The sequence below is a fragment of the Bacillota bacterium genome, assembly GCA_024655925.1.
Classification (GTDB): domain Bacteria; phylum Bacillota; class DTU025; order DTU025; family JANLFS01; genus JANLFS01.
Map to the genome: position 1 here is coordinate 35,642 of JANLFS010000001.1, position 21,207 is coordinate 56,848.

Here is a 21,207-nt window from a genome sequence, read left to right on the forward strand (position 1 = left end):
GCTGTTGGCTTCTTATATAAAAGGACTAGGCGGGGACATCAACAGGCAGAGGTGAGGTTTGACGGCGTGGCCGGATGCATTCGCACTCCGCGGGGCGGATCCAGCAGACAGACAGTAGTCCTCGTCAAGGACGGCAAGGTAAGGACACGTCCTTCTGGCCCCGCGGGAGGCCGCGCGGCTCATGGGTGCCCCTGATACGTTTTGGCTGCCCCCTCGCTTCAACCATGGCTATCGAGCCATGGGGGACGCCGTCGTGGTTCCTGCTGTCAGCTGGCTTTCGAAGCACCTGCTGGTTCCGCTCGCACTTGAATGCCGCGGCGCCGGGCCGGAGTTAAGGGGCGGAGCGAACCACTTCAGCCAGTCCGAAGGTCTTCTGTCGTCTAGAAGGACGGCTGAGGAACTTGCCGAAAGGTGGCAACAAAACAGTGCGGTGTACAAAGAACCTACGGGAGCAGCTGAAAGCGGATCTTGAGCGATGGTATAACGATGAACGGCCCAAACCCGGCGAGGAGCCCGAGTGATACGTGGTATGCGCAGGCCTGGCTGTTCTTGAGCATATGAGAAGCGCTTTCCCTCTTAGTGAGGACGACTACCTGACTGAAGGGAATCAGGTCAAGACCAGCGGTGCCATGATAAGTCGGGTTTTGTCACGCTATGGCGAGACGCGCACGTATGCCAAGGAGGGCGCAAGGACTACGCGAAGGACGAGAGTTGCCGCGGAACGGATGGCCAAGATTCTGAATGCTCGTGACGGTATCGCAGAGCTGTCGCCTGAAGAGCGACTCCAGGTCATTGATGAGCTCCGGAAATGGCTGACCGGCCGCGCAAAAGAGTGCTTCGACCGAAAACGCATCGAGGTTAGCATTGAATTGGAGAAACCGATGTCTTGCATCATTGGAGACATCCTACAAGCAGCCCATGATAGAAACCTGGCCAGCGCCGTCGCCCAACACCTGGTAGGTGCCAAGCTGACCTTGCGATGTCCTGACACTCAAATCGAGAACCACTCATACACGACCGCTGATGAGCAGCTTGGACGACCTGGCGACTTCCTCATCGGGGATTCCGTGTTCCACGTTACTGTGGCACCGATGCCGCCGCTCTTCGAAAAATGCCTAAGAAACATCAGCGATGGATATCGCGTCGTTGTGCTCACTCAGCGGACACGATTGGAGGCAGCCAGGCAGATGGCTGAACAGGCTGGCCTGCACAACAGGATTGACGTAAGCTCTGTGGAGCAGTTTGTTGGCCAGAATGTTTGCGAAACGGGCAAGTTCACTCGGCTCGGAACTCAGCATGAACTCCGAAGTCTGTCGGAGGTTTATAACTCGCGGGTGGAGGAACTAGAGACTAACAAAGCAATCATGATTGAGATCTCAATGAACCTATGAATTGCGATTCTCGGTAGCCTCTTGGCTCTCGTCCCCTACGTTCGCGCAGTTGGCTCAGGAGGTCGTCGACCCCTGTAGCCAGGCTGCACTCCCAGATCACCACCACGTTCCAGCCCAGATCCCGCAAGGCCTGATGGTTTCTGAGGTCGCGCGCCACGTTGCGGGCGATCTTCTGCGCCCAGTATTCATGGTGGGTCGACGGCATATGGCCGCGCTTGCACTCATGTCCATGCCACAGACAGCCGTTCACGAACACGGCGGTCTTGTAGCGAGGCAGCACGATGTCCGGCCTGCCGGGAAGATCCCGACGATGCAGGCGGAATCTGAATCCGGCCGCGTGCAGGCAGGTTCTCACGCGCTACTCCGGGGCGGTGTCGCAGGACTTGATCCGCGACATTATACGGCTTCTTACTTCAGGGTTCACAGTATCGGTCATCGAGTGTCGTCAGCCCGCCTCCGCAGTGTTGAAATGTAGAAGATCTATGGCTGATTATACACCGAAACCGGGCACGAGAAGTCAGCAATCTCACCGCCCTCTAGGCCCCTCCACATGCGGCCTCCTGTCCGAGCAATTGCACCGCCTTGCGAGCTTCCCCCTCTGCACTCCCCCTGCCCTTTATTGGCTTCACCTTCCCCGTTTCCACACCGGAAACATTTCTTGTCCAGAAAGTAGGATTTTGCGCTCCCCCGTAGAATACTCCGATCGTCAGGTTTAACGTTAAAGTGAACAGCGAGGGCATACTTGGGCACGCCCACGCCGTAGCAGTACTCCACTGGGGTGACGGCCAGTTGAGCGCCTTGCTCAGTGTATGTCTGCCCGGTTTCTTAAGCGATTGAGATAGACCATCTCTTGGGAGGGACTCTTCACCGTGCGACGCGTGACACTAAAGGACATAGCAGCCCGGGCGGGTGTCTCGGTGACTGCGGTATCGAGAGCGCTCAATGGGCACAAGGACATCGCGGAGGATACGCGGGTTCGAATCAAGGAACTTGCCCGGTCGCTCAACTACCAGCCAAACATCGTAGCAAGGAGCCTCGTCACCCAGCGCAGCAGGGCTATAGGCCTGTTTCTCCTGGGGCGTGAAAAAGGCCAGGGGTTTTCCCACCCCTTCTCCGGGCAGATCATAAACGGCATGCTCGACAAGCTCACTGAGAACGGCTACGACCTCATAGTCTTCAACGTCAACAGAGCACCACGCTCGGGCGAGCCCTCCTATCTGGACCTGTGCAGGCGCCGGAACGTTGAAGGCGCTTTCTTCATGGGCCTTCGCCTGGACGATCCGTGGTTGCCGGAGCTCAAGAACAGCTCGATTCCAGTTGTTGCGCTTGACATGCCGCTTGCCGGGCAGAGGGCGTTCTCGGTTGGGTGTGATAACGTCTCCGGTGCGTACGCCGCAGTCCGTTACCTGATTGAGCTCGGGCACTCCAAGATAGGCATGATCAACGGGCACGCCCAGGCGGCGGTCAGCTTCGACAGGCAGGAAGGCTACAAGGCTGCGCTGGTCGACTCAGGCCTTCCATACGACCCCAGGCTCGTAGTTGAAGGCAACTTCGATATGGAGACTGGACGAGCTGCGTTTGCTAGGCTTCTCGCGGCAGCCCCCGAAGTAACAGCAGTGTTCGCGGCATCGGACCTGATGGCTTTCGGTGTGCTCAAGGAGGCTGCCGAGCGCGGAATCCGGGTACCCGACGACCTCTCGGTAATCGGGTTCGACAACATCGACATGTCCTCGATGGCGTCCCCGCCCCTCACGACCATGAGCCAGCCTCGGTACGAGCTAGGCCAGACGGTCGGAGAGATGTTCGTGTCGGCATGTAATGGAAAGATGCCATTGTCGACAGTACTTCTCAAAGCGGATCTCATTGTGCGCAACTCGACTGCGAGCCCAAATCAGAGACTGAGGAGGTGAGACGGCGGTCCCGTTTTGGGGAGACCGTGAGTCCGGGCGGGGGCTGGCCGCCGGGCCAGAAGGGGCGGGATCCCTCGCTCAAACCAGATCTATAAGGGAGGCATGTCTGAGATGAAACGCAACATCGTGTTTTCCCTGGTTCTACTCGCGGCGCTCTTGGGAACCACCACGACGTTCCACGCAGCCGACGTGGAAATCCGGGTCGCGGGGTTCGGCGGAAACGATGTCGCCATCGTCGAGGAGCTTCTGGCCAGGTTCGTCCAACCGAAGCTGAAAGGGATCAAGGTAGTCTACGAGCCTATCGCGGACGCTTACGACAAGTGGATCGTCAACTCGCTGTCGGCGGGAACCGGCCCGGACCTCTTCTACGTGGATATCTTCTGGTCGCAGGGCTTGTTCTCCTCGGGTGCGGTGGAGCCGCTCGACGCCTACCTCGCCAAGTCTGCGGTCCTCAAGAAGGAGGAGATCGTTCCGTCTCTGCTCCAGGCTTTCACCTACAGGGGCAAGATCTACGGCATCCCCAAGGACTTCAACACCCTCGCCGTCTTCTACAACAAAGACATCTTCGACCTCGCCCGGGTCCCTTACCCGGATGCGAAGGACGACTGGAACACCTTCTCCGATAAGCTCGCGCGCGTCAAGGCAGCGGTGCCGGAGGTGTACGGAATCGCCGTCCCTCCAGACTACGCCCGGTTCGGAGCGTTCGCCCACGCCGCCGGGTTCCGGGCGTTTGACGAAAAAGGCAAGACGAATGTGAACGTCCCCACGTTCAAGGATGCATTCAACTACTACACGGGCCTCGTCAAGAAGGGAATCGGGGTCATGCCGGCAGACATCGGGCAGGGCTGGGGCGGAGGCGCGTTCCAGGCGGAGAAAGTAGCCGTGGCGCTCGAGGGTGCGTGGATGATCGGATTCCTGAGGGACCAGGCCCCTAACCTCAACTACGGGACGACGCTCATCCCCAAGAACCCCAAGACCGGGCAGCGAGGGAACTTCATCTTCACAGTATCCTGGTCCATGAGCGCAGCCTCCAAACACAAGGACGAGGCGTTTAGGGTCCTCGAGCTTCTGACCAGCCCCGAGGCGCAGCAATGGGTTCTCGAGCGCGGGCTCGCGCTTCCGTCCCGCGCGGCGCTGGTCGACAATCCTTACTTCAGGAAGGCCGACAAGGAGGCCATTGCGAACCGTACCGTCTTCGAGGGCGCGTCCGACGGCAATGTGGTGCCCTACGAATTCGGCGCATACGGTGGAGACTGGATGACTCCGATCAACCAGGCCTTAAACGCGGTCATGAGTGGTCAGCAGACCGTCGAGAAAGCCTTAGACGAGGCACAGAAGCGCTTCGACGCCCTGGTGAAGTAGGAGCGAGCACGGTCGGAGGCAGATGGGATGACCAAAGCGGCCGGCTCGCTGCAGTGTGGGTTTCCGGCACATCCCGCGCGGCGAAGCCGACCGCTTGCCCCGGCCTCCTCCCCTGGTACCTCTCCACATCTTCAAAGGGGGCGAGAACTTGAGGCCATCGCGGTGGTCCGTTCTGGAGGAGAGGCTATCCCCCTACATCTTGCTGGCGCCGTTTCTGTTCTTCATTCTGGTGTTCTTCGGGTACGCGTTTGCGCGGGCGCTTTACTTCAGCTTCACTGACTACAACCTGTTCACGAAGCCCACTTGGATCTGGTTTCGGAACTACGCGAATCTCTTTCGAGACTATCAGTTCGGAAGGGCCTTTAAGAACTCCGTTACCTTTGCCGTCTTGGTCACCTTCACTCAGACCGCCCTTGGGCTAGCGCTTGCGGTGTTCATGAACCAAAGGATCCGCGGGATCCACTTCTTCAGGGCCGCGTACTACATGCCGAGCGTCACCTCGAGCGTGGTGATTACGCTCATCTTCATGTGGCTTTACCAACGCATGGGCTTGATCAACTTCCTTGCGACGAAGGTGATGGAGCACAGGGTCGGCATCGGACTGTTCTTCGCTGTGTTCGCCGCAGCCCAGACAGGCCTCGTGCGATGGGAACGCGCGCACAAGAGACCGGCCGGCGCCCTTGAGCCAAGCCTCTTGCTGGTGTCTGCCTGCGCAGCCGCTGTCGTTGTATGGGTCCTGGCCTTCGCCGGGGTGGTCCGGCCCGACTCTGCGGTGCAGCCGATCAGGACCATCTGGCTGAATACCCGGCAGACGTTCCCACAGTGGGCCGGGGCTCTTGGGTTCCCCGTTCCCCTGGGGGCGATAATGATCCTGAACATCTGGACGACCGCGCCCACGATGATGCTGCTTTTCCTCGCGGGCCTACAGGACATCCCGAGGGAGTTATATGAGGCGGCCGCGGTGGACGGGGCGACCGGGCTTGCGTCCTTTCGGCACATAACCCTGCCTTGCCTGCGCCACGTGACCTTCCTCGTACTCACTATGGGTTTGATCTCGACGCTTCAGATGTTCGACCAGGTCGCGATCGTGGGAGACCAGGCTCCGCTTGAGTCCATCATCACCCTCGCCTACTACGTCTACCACAATGCTTTCCCGGGCTCGGCGGTGCCCCGCATCGGCATGGCGTCCGCGGCTGCGATGATCTTGGCAGTGTTCACGCTCGTCCTGGTGCTCGTCCAGAAGCGCATAACACGGGCCTAACTGGGAGGGAGCAAGCGCATGTCAGTAACGGAGCGGCAGGTCGCCGCCGGAAACCGCACCCTAGCTGCGGATCCCAGGCGGTGGGAGCTCGGGAGGGCGCGTTGGGCGCGGGCAGCGGCTGTCTACGTGATGCTTCTGGCGTTTTCATTCCTTTTCACCGGGCCGTTCTTGTTTGCCGTGCTGAGCAGCCTCAAAGACAATCCCACCGAGTGGCCGCCCAGGCTCGATCCGCCACAGCTCTCCCCGGTGAACTGGGGCGCTGCGTGGAGACTCGGGCGCACGGGGGGCGGAGGCGGGTTCTTCGGCGCCTTTGCCCCGGGAGCAGTCGTGCCGTTCAGAGTTACCTACGAGCTTGAAGAGGGAGAAACAGCTGTGCCGCCCATTGTTACTGTTCCAAGGCGCGTGGCCGGCGCCGGGGCGGCGGCGCTGCGTCTTGAGCCGTTCGCGGCGGACGCGGCGAAAGTGAGCGAGCCCCGGGAGGTCGGACGGGAAGCTGTCGGAAGCACGACTCACGTGACCTACGAATTCGAGATATCCCATACTGGGACCATGACCTACAACAAGCTCCCCCTGGATGTGGAAGTCCCGCTCTACCAGAAATTCGTGAAGGCCACGCTGTCCCCGAACCGAATCGAGCGACTCGGCAGAGTCCAGAGCTGGAACAACATAACAGGCGGCCTGATCCCCTACGTGTTCCAGAACTACAACCGGGTTTTCAGGGAGAACTACAGCAGGTCAACCGGGAGGAGCTTGTTTCTCACCTGGATCAGGAACTCGTTGCTTGTCGCCGCGGTCAGGGTTCTGACGACCCTCTTGATCGCGTCGATGGCCGGCTACGCCCTCGCCAGGCTGAGATTCCGCGGGAGGCAAGCTCTCTTCGTCCTCACGCTTTTCTCCATGATGATTCCCGGCCAGGTCACCTTCATTTCAAACTACCTTGTGCTTCGCGATGGCATATTCGGCCTCTCGAGGCTGTTCGGAGCGGGATCGCTTCTCAATACGTGGCCCGGCTTTCTCATCTCGACGATGGTCGGCGGTAGCGCGGTCTTCATCATGAAGCAGTTCTTCGAAGGCCTGCCGAAGGATCTGGAGGAGTCCGCCAGAATCGACGGCGCGACTACGATTCAGACCTTCTTCAGGATCATGTTGCCCTTGTCAAAACCCGCGCTCGGCGCGCTCGCGATTCTCACGTTCCAGGGAGCGTGGAACGAGTTCTTCTGGCCGTTGATTGTTCTCACTTCGCCCCAGGATCGATACACCCTCACGATAGGGTTGCTCAACTTCAGAAGCAGCTACGCGGTGGCTTTCGATTGGGGGCCAATGCTTGCGGGGGCAGTCGTTTCTGCTCTGCCCATTATCGTGCTGTTCGTGGTGTTTCAGAGGTACTTCGTGGAGGGGATAAGCTTCACGGGGATCAAGGGGTAGTGTCGGCTGTGCGGGACGGCGTCGCGACGCCCAAGGCCCCCGGCCTAGGCCCCCAGCATGAATTCTACCGTCTCTCCTAGACCCACCTGCCGAACGACGCCCTCACATTCGATCAGCAGCGTCGGGGCGGCCTGGCCAGGCGCGGCCTCGTCCGCCGCGGCCCAGTCCGCCGCTGCAGCATGGTCCGCCACGGCATGGTCCGGGCCAGACCGTTTCGCTCCCGCCCGGTCCGCGCGCCCGCCGACGGCGACTTTGACTCTCTCGCGCGTGACAGCCAGAGTCATGGGAATTCCCCGATACTTGATCGGCGCCTCAATGCGGTCCCACCCGCTGGGAAGACAAGGTCTGATCCTAACCCCTCCGTTCAGGGGCTCGACACCTGCGAACCCAAACACGAACGCCTGCCATATCCCGCCGAGGTTAGCTGAGTGTATCCCCGCAGCATTGTTGCCCATCCTGTCGGCGAGGTCGAGGGCGACGCTCTTCTGCAAATAGCGATAGCCGTCGTCGGGACGGGCCAGGCGGCACGCTGCAACGGCGTGCGCGGAAGGGCTCAAAGAGGAGGCGTGAGTAGTCCGGGGCTCGTAATAGGACCAGTTAGCCTCCCAGACCGAAGCACCGTATAGGTCCGGCAGAAGGTTCATGAGCATAATGACATCAGCCTGCTTGATCAGGGTGGTCCTGGAGACGCCCTCATGGCCCAGGAAGACGTCGATTGGGAGGCCGCCCGTGTCGATCGACGCGAGGTCGATGTCTTCAAGCCTGTGGTAGCCTTCGAACTGCTCGATCACGTTGGTGACCGCGTCCGGTCGAGGCAGGTATATCAAACTGGATATGCGCTTCATCTCCGCAATCACGGTATCGTCAATCCGCAGGCGCCTCGAGAGCGCTTCCCATCGGTCGGGCCGGTGGGCACGCAGACGCCCGGCGATGTCAACCGCCTTTTCGATATTCCATTTTGCCATGTAGTTGGTGAAGGCGTTGTTGTCGATGTTGTCGTGAAACTCGTCGGGGCCGATTACCCGGAGGTATTCATAGCGGTCTCTCCCACTATTCCAGACGGCACGGCTCATCCAAAAGAGAGCGGTCTCAAGGATGATCTCCGCGCCGTGCTCAAAAAGAAACTCCTCGTCCCCCGTCCATCGGTAGTAGTTCCAGACCGCGTAGGAGATGTCCGCAGTGACGTGGTCCTCGGTATCGCCGCACCATATGCGAATTCGCTCCCCAGTCACCGGATGAGGCTCCGTCCATGTGGGAGTTGTCTCATCACCCGTGTCAGCGCTCTCCCACGCGTACATCGCGCCCAGATACCCCCGTTGCAGGGCCTTTCGCCGAGCGCCGGCCAGAGTGTGCACCCGGTACATGAGAAGGTTCCTGGCGATCGCGGGGAAATTCACAATGAAGAAAGGCAGGATGAAGATCTCAGTGTCCCAAAAGACGTGGCCCTTGTAGCCCTCCCCGTGCAACGACTTGGCGGCGATGCTTACGCGCTCGTCTGTCTCTGACGCAGCTGCCATCGTGTGGAAGAGCGCGAACCTGATTGCCGCCTGGTCGAAGTCCGGGCCGACCACGCGAACGTCCGATTCCGCCCATCTTGCAGCCCATCGCCGTGAATGCAGCGAGAGGCAGACATCGAACCCGCTCGCGGCCGCACGCGAAGAGCGATTCCGCGCAGCCGCAGCAAGGGACGCCAAGGCTGCCGGTGAGGGGAGCGGGGCGGAACACGACGAGGAAAGCGGCGAAGGAGGCGTCGGCGGTGTCGGCTCATTCGTTGTGTCCCTCGAGGTGAAGACGGCGACGTACTTCTCTAAGGTCACCGAGTCGCCCTGAGCGAGATCGATCTCGAAGTCGTGTCCGGCACGGACTCCGTCTGAAATCACCGCGGTTGGAGATAGGTGGGCTTGCCCCGACTTGGTGAGCAGTGAGACACGGTTGATCCCGGCCATGACGATCCAGTGCCCGGAATGCAGGGTGGCAGCGGTTATCATCATCCCGCCGTCAGGCGAGGCGTGCGTCTCCTCGGTTCTGACGCGCTGCGCACCGGAATTGCAGACGTCACCGTTCAGCCTGGAGCTGAGCAGGATCCGCCCTGTGCCATGCTCCATCGTAACACGGTATCTCATGCACACGAGGTGATAATCGTCAATGGACGCAAACCGTTCGCTATCGACCCTGACCACCCGGTTCTCACCGTCAGAGTATCGATATGTTCGGGACAGTGCCCCCCGGGCCATGTCGAGGGTGCGGGAGTAGTTGTGGACCTTGGCTGGATCCGCCGAGACCGGCTGCCCCTCGATAGACAGCCCGACTGATAACCAGTCCGGCGCAACCACAAGTTCCGTGACCTTCCCCGGGGGTTGATCGAACACCCCGGCGACGAAAGTGGCGGGTTTTCCGGTGTAGAGGCCATCTTCGTGAGCGCCGCGGGTCCCAAGGTAGCCGTTGGCTACCGTGAAGATGGTCTCGTAGGACGCCGCATTCTGGGAACCGCACCGGGTTTCCGTGATAGCCCAGTTGGACGCGGTGGGGTGAACCATCATGGGTGGTTCCGCAAACGGCGACGCCCCAGCCCGCCAGAGCCGCATCTGTTCATCTATGATACCAATGAACCCGTCGGCGCCTCCGCCCATGTGGCAAACGCCTTCCGGGACGCCATTAGGCTCCATGCCAACGCTCACGTAGGTCGCGCCCTTCGCGGCGGGCACAGCCATCTTCGCGTCGCTTCCTTCGAATCCGCCCACAGGCCCGAATTCGTCCCCGATGAAGAGCACATCTCCCGGATCGATCCCGTTCGGGCGAGCGACGTAGTTCATTAGGTAATCCGCTGAATCAGCTTTGTCCGTGAGGCCGAATTCGATGTGCTTCACATCGGTGGTGATCTTGGCGTCGAGGCCAACTTCCTTGCACCAGGCGACGACCGTGTCTACCACCCTCCTGATCCCCGGGATCCCGGCCGCGCGAAGCCGCGCCTCCACCGCAGACAGGAGCTCCGCTATGGACTCCTTCTTCGGATCCGCCCACTCGGGGACAGGGATGATGTCAAGTTTGCGCCTGTTCATGCGGTTTCTGACGACATCGGTGGCGAGGCCATAGCGCTCATCCAATTCCCGCTGAACCCTTGCGCCGACCTCGTCCAGGAGGGCGTTTTCGCGTTCCGTGGCCACCCGCGCGTGCAAGCGTACAACCTCGCCTCGCTCGTTGAACCCGTACACTTCCGACCCCCGGTTCACGCACGCGAGCAACCGGCCCTTGACTCTCGGGTTAACCTTGGAGAAGAACTGCGCATCGATGTTGTCGAAGTTCGTGCCCGTGATCACCGCGAGCCAGATCCCGCGTCCCAGCAGAACCTCCAGACGCCACAGGATTTCGTCGACAGGCGCTTGCCTGGAGGAAACGGCCGTGCCGTCCCAGTCGAACACAATCATCCTATACCGTCGGTTCAAGAAGTCACGGCAGCTCATCTTTCGACCCCCAAGGCGCGGGCTGGCCCGGCTCGCCTCACCTAACTGGGCCCGACTCAATAAGTCAATTCTCAACACATCAACCCAGAACCGAAACTGCGCTTAATCGTAAAAGGTGGCTGGACGCCCGCTCGCGCGGGCATCAGGGCCCCGTCCCGGTCTATGAACCAACGAAGGCCTGCCGGGCAAGGTCTTGTCACACGGCCAGAATTCGATATGAGCCCTGGATTTCCTCCCCTGAAAAGGACAAGTAGCGCAAACGTTTAAGCGAAGTCACTTGTTTGGGCATGAGTGATCATGCTGCGATGGCCCTGAGGATAGCGATCGGTTCGATACATCCGCGATCCAATTGCGCAAGAGGGCTGTAGTCCGTGTCACAAACTGTGCGGAGTGCCCATCCAGAGGGGAGTGCACCGGCGCTGCGGCAGGCCGCGCGATAACGATTCACCCCTACGAGCGCGAAATCGCGGCGGAACGCAAGAGGCAAGCGACGCCGGAGTTCCGGGAATTCTACGCCAAACGCGCCGACGGGGAAAGGGTCATAAGCCATCTGACACGGCACGGGGCCAGACAGGGAAGGTTCATCGGGATCTTGAAAGTGTGGCGCCAGGCGGTTCTTGCGGCCCTCAACCACAACATCAAGGGCTTTGTCAGACGGACGGCGGCCGCCGCATAGCGGCGTCAAGGGAGTAGTGTCGGCTCCGGGCGAAAAAGGAGGCGAAACAGATAGGCACCCCAGGCTTCAGGGCCCATTAAGTTTCGGAAGGCACCCGACTGCCGTCAGGGAGTTTCACAACGATGACAGCATCAAACGAATCGAGGAGCATCCGCGCTGTAGGCCGCTTTGTTGTTCTCTTACCCGGGATGGGCAGCTCTTCACCGGTAGATTCAGCATGGCGCCTTGCTCGGCGCTGGATGATCGCACGAACTACGGCGGCGAGGAGCGCTACGTATGCAAGTGCTTCCAGCCGTTCAGGCTTCTTGACGAACATGGGCCTACGAACTCTGGTTCCTTGATAGCCTTGAATTGCAGTTCAACGGCTGTTTGCTCCTTGTAGTCGCGAAGCACTCTCGTGGCCGTGCATCCCTCTGAATCGAGTATGTTAGTGATCAGGACAAAGCAAGATGCCCTGAGCTTCAAATCTTCATACTCTTGCTCCTTGAGCCTGCCCACCTTTGCACTAACCCTGTACATGACCCTGGTAGGGGCGGGTTCGCCTTTCAGGGGCCTGCCCGGCCTGGCTCTTCTCAGAACCTGTTCCTCAGCTTGCACGTCTCCCGAGATCTCGTATAGCAAATCACGATTCTCGCGTTTGATCTTCTCAAGAGCTACCCTAGCATCAGGCTCGCAAGCGAACTCCACGGCACAGACCTGCTTGAGCTTCGCTTCAAGCTCATCGCGTTGTTTGAGCAAGTTCTTCTCAAGAGTGTTGGCTTTCCTCTTATCGAGGCTGGTTGAATGCACGACAATGAGCCTGTATTGCCTGGCACCGGTTTCAGTAGCGATGTCCATGGTGTACTCTTTGCACTTGTAGAACGCCGAATCGCGCTTTGGATTCTGGGTGAGAATCCCGATGTCGACCCAGTCTCCCTCTGACCAGGCTCTGTCCTTGGCTTCTTGTTCCTGCTTGAATGTTGCGGGCAGCCTAGAGATGAACCTGATGCCTTTGCCCGCTATGATATCAAGGTTGTCCTTCGTCGCCACGGCGGAATCGGCCACATATACCAGCTCGGTCAGGTTGTTGGTGAATTGTTCTACCAGTTCTTCAATTACTCGCCTGTTCCACACCTTATCCGACTCGTTCCCGTCCATAGCTTCGCCGACCAGGGGTATGCCTTCTGCGTTCACTACCAGGCCATAGTTGAACTGCTTAGGGTCTGGTCTGTGATCTCGGCTGTACCCACGCGTCACATGAAATGCATCGCCATCAGGCGAACTATCGTCATAGAGGCCTTTTACCGCCCATGATGTGGTGTCAGCGCGCACCACATCGAACTTCACGTCTTCTCGCAGAGCCGCCCTCATTGCCGCAGCTCCAAACACTTTCTTGGGGCCAGCCTCAAAAACCTTGTCCAGGGTTCGGCCCAACACGGAGTCGTTGAAGTCCCCAGCCGTGGCTTCAGCTCCAAATAGAACGGGAACATCCTGCAGCTCATAGAACTCATCCACTCGGTAGAGTGCGGTACGCCCCATCAGGATGTTGATGAGCATGGCAAGAACGTGCGTGCCCGGCGGATGCTTGCACTGCTTCGGATCCCATTTCACCAGGCTGTCGATGGTTTCAACTATTTCAAGCTCTCTAATGACCTGGCCGATCATAGCCCCTGCTCCAGCTGAAAACGCCCTTAGTGGCAACGTACTCGCCTCCCACGTTGACCATGCAACAATCACGCGAAAAGTACAAGGAAGCTGTTGCCACTTGCAGGCCCGTCAACCGACTGAAAAAACCTCTACTCCTATGTCATCAAAGGTGCTGAATATGGGTTCTACCCATACAGTCCCATTGTATAGCTCTCAAAGAGCGTGGCGCGCTCCCGTGAGCTTGTTTTCCGGGCACGTTCCTAGGCGACCCAACAGTCGCCGACGCCATCATGGACCGGCTGGTACATGGTGCCCACAAACTGGTACTGTGCGGTGAGTCGATGAGAAGGACGCTCGCCCCTCCGGCGAGCTAAGGGGAAACCGTCTCAGAGCGCCGGGAAAGAGGTAAATGCAAATGCCCTTGTTTCTATGTAGATCTCCGCCCAAGGATCCCGGGGCAGCTGCACCCTTTACATTCCAATACTGGAAGTGCTACATTCGAGATGTCCCGCGTCGCTTTGCTCCGATGGGTGGCCGAATCCTGTCGGAACAGGTGGCTGGATCCTGTCGCAACACCCGGCCGGATTGAAGCGGAATAGCCGGCCGGATCCTGTCGTAACACGTGGCCGAATTGATCGGAATACGCATCTCCGGTGTGAACGTGCACACCGCTTGGTGCTCTGCAGTTCATGAGGCCAACCATAGGAACTGCATAGATCCGTGGATTCGGAAGCCCTTGGTCCCGCTAGTAGGCGAGGCCAGGGGCTTTGTTCAGCCGACCAGCAATAGCAGATTGGGCACCGAGAGTTTGTAGGCAACATCAGTCAGACTATCCTACATTCGACTCCAGCAGCGACAACTACTTCCCTGAGCCGCGCGACCGTCTCCGGCGCCGGCGGTTCCACGTGATCCAGGGTGTAGACCTTTCCGAACCTTCGGTACTTGGCAACGCCGAGTCTGTGATACGGAAGAATCTCGACGCGCACAAGAGACTGAATGCTCCTCGCGGCGCGCGCAGTTGCGGCCATGTTCTCCTCGGAGTCATTGTAACCTGTGACCAACGGCACCCGCACCACGGTTGGCTTGGCAAGATCGGACAGCGCTCTCGCAACCTCAAAGACCATGTCGTTTCCGGACCCAGTGGCCTCCTCACACAGGTTCGAGACTATGTGCTTCATGTCGAGGAACACAAAGTCCGCGAGCTCAACCACCTGCCGCCATTCCGGATGGACTGAGACTCCGGAAGTCTCTATGCAGGTCCCGATATCCCGCTCCTTGCACATGTTAAGTATCTCAGCGGCGAATTCCACTTGAAAAAGCGGATCGCCGCCGCTCAGTGTGACGCCTCCGCCGGATCGCTTATAGAACGGCAGGTCCCTTAGTACCTCTTGGACTATCTCTCCTGCCGTGACAACCCGTCCGACCTTCTTCCGAGCCCCCGTCAAACACACCTGGGCGCACTCGAAATCCGTGCACTGGAGGCACGCATCGCTCCTCACTTCGTTTCCTGCGTTCGGGCAGACGGCGGCACATCGGCCGCACCCAATACAGTCCGCAGGCTCGAAGCACAACTCTGGCTTGATCTCCTGCCCTTCCGGGTTGGAGCACCACTTGCACCTGAGAAGGCACCCCTTGAGGAAGATCACAGTCCGTATGCCGGGCCCATCATGAACAGCATACCTCTCCACGTTGAAAACGACTCCGCGTCTCAATTGCCCGATTCCTTTCAGCGGCATTCCATAACTAGTTGGTCTCTACATGAACCCAAACAGTCTCGGAAGGAACAGCGAGATTCCAGGTATGAACGTTATCATCAAGATCAGCGCCAGAGCGGGTATGAAGAATACGAGGATGTCTTTCATAAGCCCCGGCAGCGGCTCCTTTGATATTGCGCAAGCCGAGTACAGGACAGTCCCAACCGGCGGCGTGACAAGCCCCAACAGGCAGACTGAAGTGAAGTAGGCCGCAAGATGGTAAGGGTGAATGCCTGCGGGGCCTAGGATCGAGGTTGCGATGGGGGCGAGAAGGACCATGATCGCGCTGTCGTCCATGAAGCACCCGAGTATGACCAGCAAAACCCCTGTCAGAAGCAACAACAGGTACTTGTTTGAAGTGAGCAGCAGTGCCGCTCTGGCGATCGCCTTGACGGATCCAGTGATCGTCAGAGCGTAGCTTAGCGCAAAGGACGCGCACACGAGGAACATGACCACCGCAGTAACACACGCTGCGCGGTACATCGTTCTCCGAACTTGTCCGAAGCTGGTGAGAGTCTTGTAGTACAAGGCCCCGAGAAGCAAAGACGCCACGATTCCTATGGCGCCCGCCTCAGTGGGAGTGGCGATTCCCAGGTATATCGATCCAAGCACGCATAGCGGGACGATTCCCGCAGGAAGCGCCTTCAGGAATGCCCTGACCAGCTCAGCTCGGGTAGCCGCCCGGTCGCCGCCGCCGTACCCTCTCATGCGGCTCACAATCACTGTGGTCACGCTAAGCAACGCAAGATAAAGCAGGCCCACGCCCGCGGTGGCGACCCACACCCCGAGCACGGGAAGCCCGACGATCACCGCGTAGACTAATCCTGAGATGCTGGGAGGAATGAGAGATCCAAGGATTCCGGAGTAGGCGATCAGGGCCGTTGAGAACCTGGAGCTATACCCTCTTCTAATCATCTGCGGATACATCACGCTTCCGACCGCGCTCGCGGTGCCCACAGCCGATCCAGTGAGAGGACCGCACGCCGCGCTCGAGAGGGTCGTCACGAGTCCGAGTCCGCCTTTGGTCCTTCCGATCGCCAGGTTGAAGAAATCCACTATGTAGTCCGCCTGTTTCGTCTCGTTCATCAGGATCCCGAGGGTCACAAACAGGAAGATGGCAAGCAGCGAGAAGGAGAACCCGCTCAGCAGCCGGCTGAAAGTCAGCACCAGGGCCCCCGCGCCCTGCCCGCTCACGAGAATGAAGACTAGGCTCGTCAGAAGCATCCCATGTGATATCGGAAGGCCAGCGAGGATCGCAAGAACGAAAATCCCGAGGACAATCAGGGAGTCTGTCGCCATTCTCTACACCCCTTCGGCGAGCGCTTTTCGGAGGTCAACTGCCTGGCGTAACTCGCGAACCGCTGGCCGTAGCGAATCGTCATAGCCGCAAATCCTAGAAACAAGCTGAGTCCGAATATGACCCTGTTGGGAATCCGGAGGTACACTGTGCTGCCGGAGTTCCTCATGGTTATCTGCAGTCCGTAGTACACGCCGAGAGCGGATATCAACGTGCAAACCAGTGACAGAGACGCCTCGTAGGCAAGCTTGGCGCGACCTTTGAGCGCGTTCGTAACGAGCTCCAACTTGAGGTGCTCGTTGTCCCTAACGAGCCTGCTCGCTCCCCAGAACACCAACATCATATAGAGAAACTGCACGATCTCCTCATACCAGGGCAGAGGCACCTTTATGAAGTATCTGTTGATCGACTCCCCCGCGGTAAGAAGTGTGATCGCAAGCGCCGAAACCTCCATCACAGTCTCCTCTGTCCACGAGAGGATATCCAACGGTCTCCTCGAGCGCGAGGTCCCTGTCACGCCGATCATCCCCGTCCTTTACATCGGTGAATCTCTCCGGAAGGCGGGAGACTGGGCTGCTCCGAACGCCGAGTCATCGAGCGCGGCAGCCCAGTCTCAGGCGCATTCAAATGACTATTTCTTGGCAAGCCAATCCGCGATTATCCGGTCGGTCTTGGCCAGTTCCTTGAGAACATCCATCCCAATGTTGTTCCCATACGTGTCGAGCAGCTTGGGCAACGCTGCCGCTCGCATCTCCTCGCGCTGCTTGTCGGTTAGGTGAACCATCTGCTTTGTCTTCTCGGGCAGAACGTTCTGCAGGAGCATCTCGCTCGCCCCCATACCCCACTGAGCAGCGATGTACCCGGAGCTGATCGCGCACTCCCGCATTACGCTTCTGTACTGTTCCGGGAGTCTGGCCCACTTTCCCTTATCCATGATTATCGCCATGGTAATGGTGTAGTGGCTGGTTCCAAGCCAGTACGGGGCGACTTCGTAGTAGCGGTTCTCGAAGTATATCGAAGGAGAGTTCTCCATCGCGTCGATGGTGCCCATCTGAAGGGCGGTATAGCACTCACCATAGGGAAGCGGCGTAACCACGGTTCCTACTGCCTTGAAGCCGTCCACCTGAGGACGACTTCCCATCGTTCGCATCTTTATGCCCTTGAGCTCTGCGGGAGACTTGACAGGCTTGCGCGCGAACACGTCTCTCCGCCCTAGCGGGGAGATCGAGAGGACCTCGAAACCTGCATCCTTGCTGGCCTGAGCGAGCATTTTAGCCACCATGGGAGTGAGCTTGGTCCGGTCCTCGAAAGTACTTGCTATCTGCGCAGGCAGGCTTTTGAAGAGGAAAGGCACATCGTAGGTGTAGAGACTGGTGGTATATGTACCCATGTTGCTGGTCGCCGTAAGCGCCATGTCGAGCGCGCCCAGCTGGACATTGCGGACATAGTCTTCCTCGCTTCCGCCCCATTCCCCGTTTAAATGAAGGATTATCTTGACCGCTCCGCCGGTCATCTCCTCAACCGACCTGGCGAAGATCATCGCCCAGATGCCGCCTTCGCCCCAGAACGGATCTGCGCAGGGAAGGTGGAATTCGTATTTGGGCTCCGCGGCCAATCCCGCCAAGGGCGCGCCTACTGTAAGAACGAGACAACAGCACAACAACAACGTGACGAGACTTGTCATCTTCCCCAGTGTCCTCATGGTAGTCCTCCCTTTCTTCATATGCACTGCTCGACTCCTAGGTCAAATGCTCAGTTCTTTGGATTATCTGGTCCTGCAAGGCACGGTCGAGCGAGATGAACTGGGCGCTGTAGCCCGCTACCTTGACGATGAGATCCCTGTACAGGTCAGGCTCAGCCTGTGCAGCTTTTAGCTTATCCGCGGAGACTATGTTGAACTGAACCTGCCACCCTGAGAGGTCTACAAGGTAGGTCTTTATTAGGGCTATGAGTTTGGACAGCCCTTCTCCAGCGACTGCGGTGGGGTGGAACTTGAGATTGAGAAGGTTTCCGTTAAGACAGCGGGATTGATCGATCTTGCTTACGGATAGTGTAACAGCAGTGGGACCATTCACGTCAGTTCCGGCCTGCGGAGAGAGGTTGTCGGCCAGAGCCTCGCCCGCCCGTCTTCCGTCCGGGGTGGCGCCCGTCGCGCGCCCTTCGGGCACATTAGCGGTAAGCCCCTGGAATGAGACGCCGAATACACCTCCCCTCCACGGCGGGTCGTGTCGCCTCACCTCCTCAGTGAATACCTTAGCTACTTGGGCGGCCATAGAGTCGACGTCTTCCTGGTCATTTCCGTACTTGGAGGACTTGTAGAGAATCTGGCGGATCCGTTCGCCGTCGGGTCCAGCGAAGTCACTTAAGAGGGCCTGGTGAACCGCCGCGGCTGTCAGAGCCTTATCGTCGAACACCTGCTTCTTCAAGGCGTAGAGAGCATTCGCCACATTCGGGAGACCGTGGCCCTGGACGATCGTGTTCGTTTCATTCGGTCCCCCTCCTTCGCTCATGTCCTTGCCCATCTCGATCCTGAATGCGAGAAGCGACGACGTGTAGGGCGATGGGTAGTATATAGTGTCGAGGTAAGAGGTGATGTTGTTAAGCGCAGGCACGAATGCAGCGTAGTAGCTTAGTTGTTCTCGGAATGCGGCAAAGACCTCATCGAAGGACTCGAAGTCGCCGAGGCTGCCTTGGACCGGATGTAGGCCTAGCTTAGTCGCTGGGTCTACGCCGCCGTTCAAGCTCATCTCGAGGATCTTAGGAAGATTGAGGTAGGTGCTGGAGCCAGTATGGCTGACGTGTTTCCCAGGTACCACGGGTTCGGAACATGCGATTATGGCGTGGTTTCGCGCATCGTCCAGAGGGATGCCTGCATCGGTCATGGCCCCGATGATAGCTCTGTCCCCAAAGAACGATGGTAGGCCTCCCCCGTGTTTCACCAAGGCTTCGCCGGCCTTCATGAGGAATTCGTGCGGGGAGCCCTCATGGACCCTTACCACAACAACAGGCTCAGGAAGCCGCATTTGCGCCGTCACATCGAGAATGGCGTAGCTGAGTTCATTGGTGGCGTCCCGTCCTTCGGCAGTCTGGCCCCCCACAGTTATAGCCTGAAACGTCGGGTAGCCGGACTTGTACTGGGTCTCGGGCCACGGGCGGATCTTTTTGATCTCGCAGACTTTGACGAAGAAACAGCCTAGTAACTCAAGAACCCGTTCGGATGTGAGTTTCCCGGATTCCATATCCGCCTTGTAGTAGGGGTACAGGTACTGGTCCATCCTCCCAAGGCCGACGGAGTGACCATTGCTCTCCATCCAAAGAAGCATGTGCGCGAACCATGTCGCCTGCAAGGCTTCATGGAAAGACCGGGCAGGGTGTTCAGGGACCCTTTCGCATACAGCCGCGATGGCCTCAAGCTCCTTGCGCCGCTCCGGCTCGTGCTCTCGTGCGGCAAGCCTGGACGCCTCGTTGGAGTAGCGCTTGGAGAACGCTATTGCCGCCTTGAGGCACGTGATCACTGCCCTAAGGAATAGACGGCGCGAGGGACCCTCGTGGGTCCCGAGGTGGGTCCCGGACAGAGCGCGCTCGGCCTCATCAAGTAGACCTTTCATGCCAACGTTCAGTACCCGCTCATAGTCCACCACCACGTGGCCGTCTCCGGAAGCCTTCCTGTAGCCAGCATAGATCACGGGCTTGATGGCGAAGGAATCAGGGTCCCATGCAGGTTTCACTTCATCGGGCAGTAGATCAGACGCAAACGCTATCGACCGGTCCTCGCGCGACCGGCCCTTCCAGTAGGGTATGACCTCGTTTCTGAGAATGCTCTTATCATCAGGACTTACGAGGTACTTGTCGAACGGCCGCTTATCGAATTCGTCGATCTCCCGTTCCAGGAATCTCACTCCGAATTCGGGGTAGAGAGGCACTCCTTTCGGGTGGGCTCCGAGACTCCCGACGATGAGCTCGCTGTCGCCGATGGGGAGAGCCTTATTGGACAGCACATGCTCAAATGCCTTGGCGACGCGCATCGCCGGATGTAGGTTCTCGGTCTCCTTGTAGCTTTCTGTTACAAGTCTTGCACGTTCTGTACAGATTTGTGGAATGTCAAAGAGACGTTGTTTCAGGGCTGCTAGGCGATGAAGACTATCAACCCCGGCCAAATCTACCGCCTCCTTCGTGACCCGGAAGGCAGCTTCGCGCCGGCCTCCCTCACCTCTTTTTCGATCTTGGCCAAGTGTTCAGCCATTAGCTTGCGCGCTTCCTCTGCGTCCCCCCTCTGAATAGCTTCAAGAATCAGCCTGTGCTGCAGAAGCGATTTCGCGGCGCTTCCAGGTATCTGATAGGTGATTTCAAGCGCGTCAGTAATTACGTCGCGTATGGCACGCACCATGGTTGTCATTACACTGTTCTTGGTAGCGTTGCAGATGGCCATATGGAAGTCGAGGTCCGCGTCTACGTACACCCTGCTAGATTCTAGCCCGCCTTCCATCTCTCCCACAGCTCTCGCCATGAGGGCGATATCGTCGGGGGTAGCGCGTCTTGCCGCCAGACCCGCATTCTCGATCTCAAGAATGCGCCTGACCTCAAGCAGTTCAAGGATAGTGCCTTGGCCCAGTAAAAGCGATGAATCGAGGAACTCGGCCATAGGCCGACTGGTATCCGCTACAGTTCGGACTCCACCGTTCGACTGGACTAGACCCTTGGCCTGTAGATGTCTGAGCGCTTCCCGGATGGACGACCGGCTGACCCCGAACTGTGCCGCGAGCTCTTCCTCCGGCCCGAGCGTATCGCCGGATCTGAGCTTTCCGGACGCAATGAGACTCGCGAGCTGATCTGCGACAGCCTCGTACTTGAAAGATGTCCTCACAGGCTGGAAGAAGTCAGGTCCGTTACTCACACGGATCCCTCCGGATATTGGACTGGAGTCGCCCTGTATGTTTGTCTGACAGTGATACTGGTTCTCCACCCGGACCCATGTTCCTGCAAGTTCGAATGAGAAATTTCATATGCTTTTAAGCAGGATTCCGAATCCCTGACAGAGAAACTC

General features: G+C 58.7%; 16 protein-coding genes and 1 pseudogene. 8 read left to right on the plus strand and 9 right to left on the minus strand.

Annotated features, from left to right (window positions below; genetic code table 11):
* Nucleotides 1-181: 181 nt before the first annotated feature.
* Nucleotides 182-472, plus strand: coding sequence for a hypothetical protein (locus NUW23_00150; protein MCR4424592.1), 291 nt, complete (start codon nucleotides 182-184; stop codon nucleotides 470-472).
* 52 nt (nucleotides 473-524) lie between these two features.
* Nucleotides 525-1,391 (plus strand): DUF4928 family protein, encoded by an 867-nt coding sequence (locus NUW23_00155; GenBank protein ID MCR4424593.1) that lies wholly within the window; start codon nucleotides 525-527, stop codon nucleotides 1,389-1,391.
* Here NUW23_00155 and NUW23_00160 read toward each other — a convergent pair.
* Nucleotides 1,363-1,746: a very short patch repair endonuclease gene (locus NUW23_00160; GenBank protein ID MCR4424594.1), complete on the minus strand. Its 384-nt coding sequence runs from the start codon at nucleotides 1,744-1,746 to the stop codon at nucleotides 1,363-1,365. The genes NUW23_00155 and NUW23_00160 overlap by 29 nt on opposite strands.
* Before the next feature lie 514 nt (nucleotides 1,747-2,260).
* Between NUW23_00160 and NUW23_00165 the strand changes: the two genes are divergently transcribed.
* The 4 genes from NUW23_00165 (at nucleotide 2,261) to NUW23_00180 (ending at nucleotide 7,349) form a co-directional block, all read left to right on the plus strand.
* Nucleotides 2,261-3,301 carry a LacI family transcriptional regulator gene (locus tag NUW23_00165; protein MCR4424595.1) on the plus strand — a complete coding sequence of 347 codons (1,041 nt, stop codon included), beginning with the start codon at nucleotides 2,261-2,263 and terminating at the stop codon, nucleotides 3,299-3,301.
* A 111-nt stretch (nucleotides 3,302-3,412) separates the two neighbouring features.
* Nucleotides 3,413-4,663, plus strand: a complete 1,251-nt coding sequence (locus NUW23_00170) for an ABC transporter substrate-binding protein (protein ID MCR4424596.1) — start codon at nucleotides 3,413-3,415, stop codon at nucleotides 4,661-4,663.
* A gap of 148 nt (nucleotides 4,664-4,811) precedes the next feature.
* Nucleotides 4,812-5,924 carry a sugar ABC transporter permease gene (locus NUW23_00175; GenBank protein MCR4424597.1) on the plus strand — a complete coding sequence of 371 codons (1,113 nt, stop codon included), beginning with the start codon at nucleotides 4,812-4,814 and terminating at the stop codon, nucleotides 5,922-5,924.
* An 18-nt stretch (nucleotides 5,925-5,942) separates the two neighbouring features.
* Nucleotides 5,943-7,349, plus strand: coding sequence for a carbohydrate ABC transporter permease (locus tag NUW23_00180; protein MCR4424598.1), 1,407 nt, complete (start codon nucleotides 5,943-5,945; stop codon nucleotides 7,347-7,349).
* Nucleotides 7,350-7,393: 44 nt separating this feature from the next.
* Here NUW23_00180 and NUW23_00185 read toward each other — a convergent pair whose 3' ends face one another.
* The gene (locus NUW23_00185; GenBank protein ID MCR4424599.1) at nucleotides 7,394-10,810 is read right to left on the minus strand and encodes a hypothetical protein; all 3,417 of its coding nucleotides are present in this window, start codon (nucleotides 10,808-10,810) and stop codon (nucleotides 7,394-7,396) included.
* 349 nt (nucleotides 10,811-11,159) lie between these two features.
* On the opposite strand from NUW23_00185, the gene NUW23_00190 reads away from it, so the two are divergent.
* Nucleotides 11,160-11,486: a transposase gene (locus tag NUW23_00190; protein MCR4424600.1), complete on the plus strand. Its 327-nt coding sequence runs from the start codon at nucleotides 11,160-11,162 to the stop codon at nucleotides 11,484-11,486.
* Between the two features lie 270 nt (nucleotides 11,487-11,756).
* On the opposite strand, the gene NUW23_00195 is transcribed toward NUW23_00190, so the two are convergent.
* Nucleotides 11,757-13,166 (minus strand): IS1634 family transposase, encoded by a 1,410-nt coding sequence (locus NUW23_00195; GenBank protein MCR4424601.1) that lies wholly within the window; start codon nucleotides 13,164-13,166, stop codon nucleotides 11,757-11,759.
* 206 nt (nucleotides 13,167-13,372) lie between these two features.
* Between NUW23_00195 and NUW23_00200 the strand changes: the two are divergent.
* Nucleotides 13,373-13,486, plus strand: a pseudogene (locus NUW23_00200) (ATP-binding protein).
* 450 nt (nucleotides 13,487-13,936) lie between these two features.
* Here the strand turns inward: NUW23_00200 and NUW23_00205 are convergent.
* The 6 genes from NUW23_00205 to NUW23_00230 form a co-directional block, all read right to left on the minus strand.
* Nucleotides 13,937-14,824 carry a glycyl-radical enzyme activating protein gene (locus NUW23_00205; GenBank protein ID MCR4424602.1) on the minus strand — a complete coding sequence of 296 codons (888 nt, stop codon included), beginning with the start codon at nucleotides 14,822-14,824 and terminating at the stop codon, nucleotides 13,937-13,939.
* 42 nt (nucleotides 14,825-14,866) lie between these two features.
* On the minus strand, nucleotides 14,867-16,165 hold the full coding sequence (locus tag NUW23_00210; GenBank protein MCR4424603.1) for a TRAP transporter large permease: 1,299 nt from the start codon (nucleotides 16,163-16,165) through the stop codon (nucleotides 14,867-14,869).
* Nucleotides 16,147-16,650 carry a TRAP transporter small permease gene (locus NUW23_00215; GenBank protein MCR4424604.1) on the minus strand — a complete coding sequence of 168 codons (504 nt, stop codon included), beginning with the start codon at nucleotides 16,648-16,650 and terminating at the stop codon, nucleotides 16,147-16,149. Before NUW23_00215 ends, NUW23_00210 begins: the two co-directional genes overlap by 19 nt.
* Nucleotides 16,651-16,794: 144 nt before the next feature.
* Nucleotides 16,795-17,886 carry a TRAP transporter substrate-binding protein gene (locus NUW23_00220; GenBank protein MCR4424605.1) on the minus strand — a complete coding sequence of 364 codons (1,092 nt, stop codon included), beginning with the start codon at nucleotides 17,884-17,886 and terminating at the stop codon, nucleotides 16,795-16,797.
* 16 nt (nucleotides 17,887-17,902) lie between these two features.
* Nucleotides 17,903-20,320, minus strand: a complete 2,418-nt coding sequence (locus NUW23_00225; GenBank protein MCR4424606.1) for a formate C-acetyltransferase/glycerol dehydratase family glycyl radical enzyme — start codon at nucleotides 20,318-20,320, stop codon at nucleotides 17,903-17,905.
* Nucleotides 20,321-20,322: 2 nt separating this feature from the next.
* A complete protein-coding gene (locus tag NUW23_00230) occupies nucleotides 20,323-21,057 on the minus strand; it encodes a FadR family transcriptional regulator (protein MCR4424607.1) in 735 nt (244 codons plus the stop codon).
* Nucleotides 21,058-21,207: the final 150 nt, after the last annotated feature.

Excerpts from the sequence above, each read along its gene's own strand:
- NUW23_00150 (MCR4424592.1), top strand. The coding sequence starts at position 182 with ATGGGTGCCCCTGATACGTTTTGGCTGCCCCCTCGCTTCAACCATGGC.
- NUW23_00170 (MCR4424596.1), top strand. The coding sequence starts at position 3,413 with ATGAAACGCAACATCGTGTTTTCCCTGGTTCTACTCGCGGCGCTCTTG.
- NUW23_00180 (MCR4424598.1), top strand. The coding sequence starts at position 5,943 with ATGTCAGTAACGGAGCGGCAGGTCGCCGCCGGAAACCGCACCCTAGCT.
- NUW23_00185 (MCR4424599.1), bottom strand. The coding sequence starts at position 10,810 with ATGAGCTGCCGTGACTTCTTGAACCGACGGTATAGGATGATTGTGTTC.
- NUW23_00210 (MCR4424603.1), bottom strand. The coding sequence starts at position 16,165 with ATGGCGACAGACTCCCTGATTGTCCTCGGGATTTTCGTTCTTGCGATC.
- NUW23_00220 (MCR4424605.1), bottom strand. The coding sequence starts at position 17,886 with ATGAAGAAAGGGAGGACTACCATGAGGACACTGGGGAAGATGACAAGT.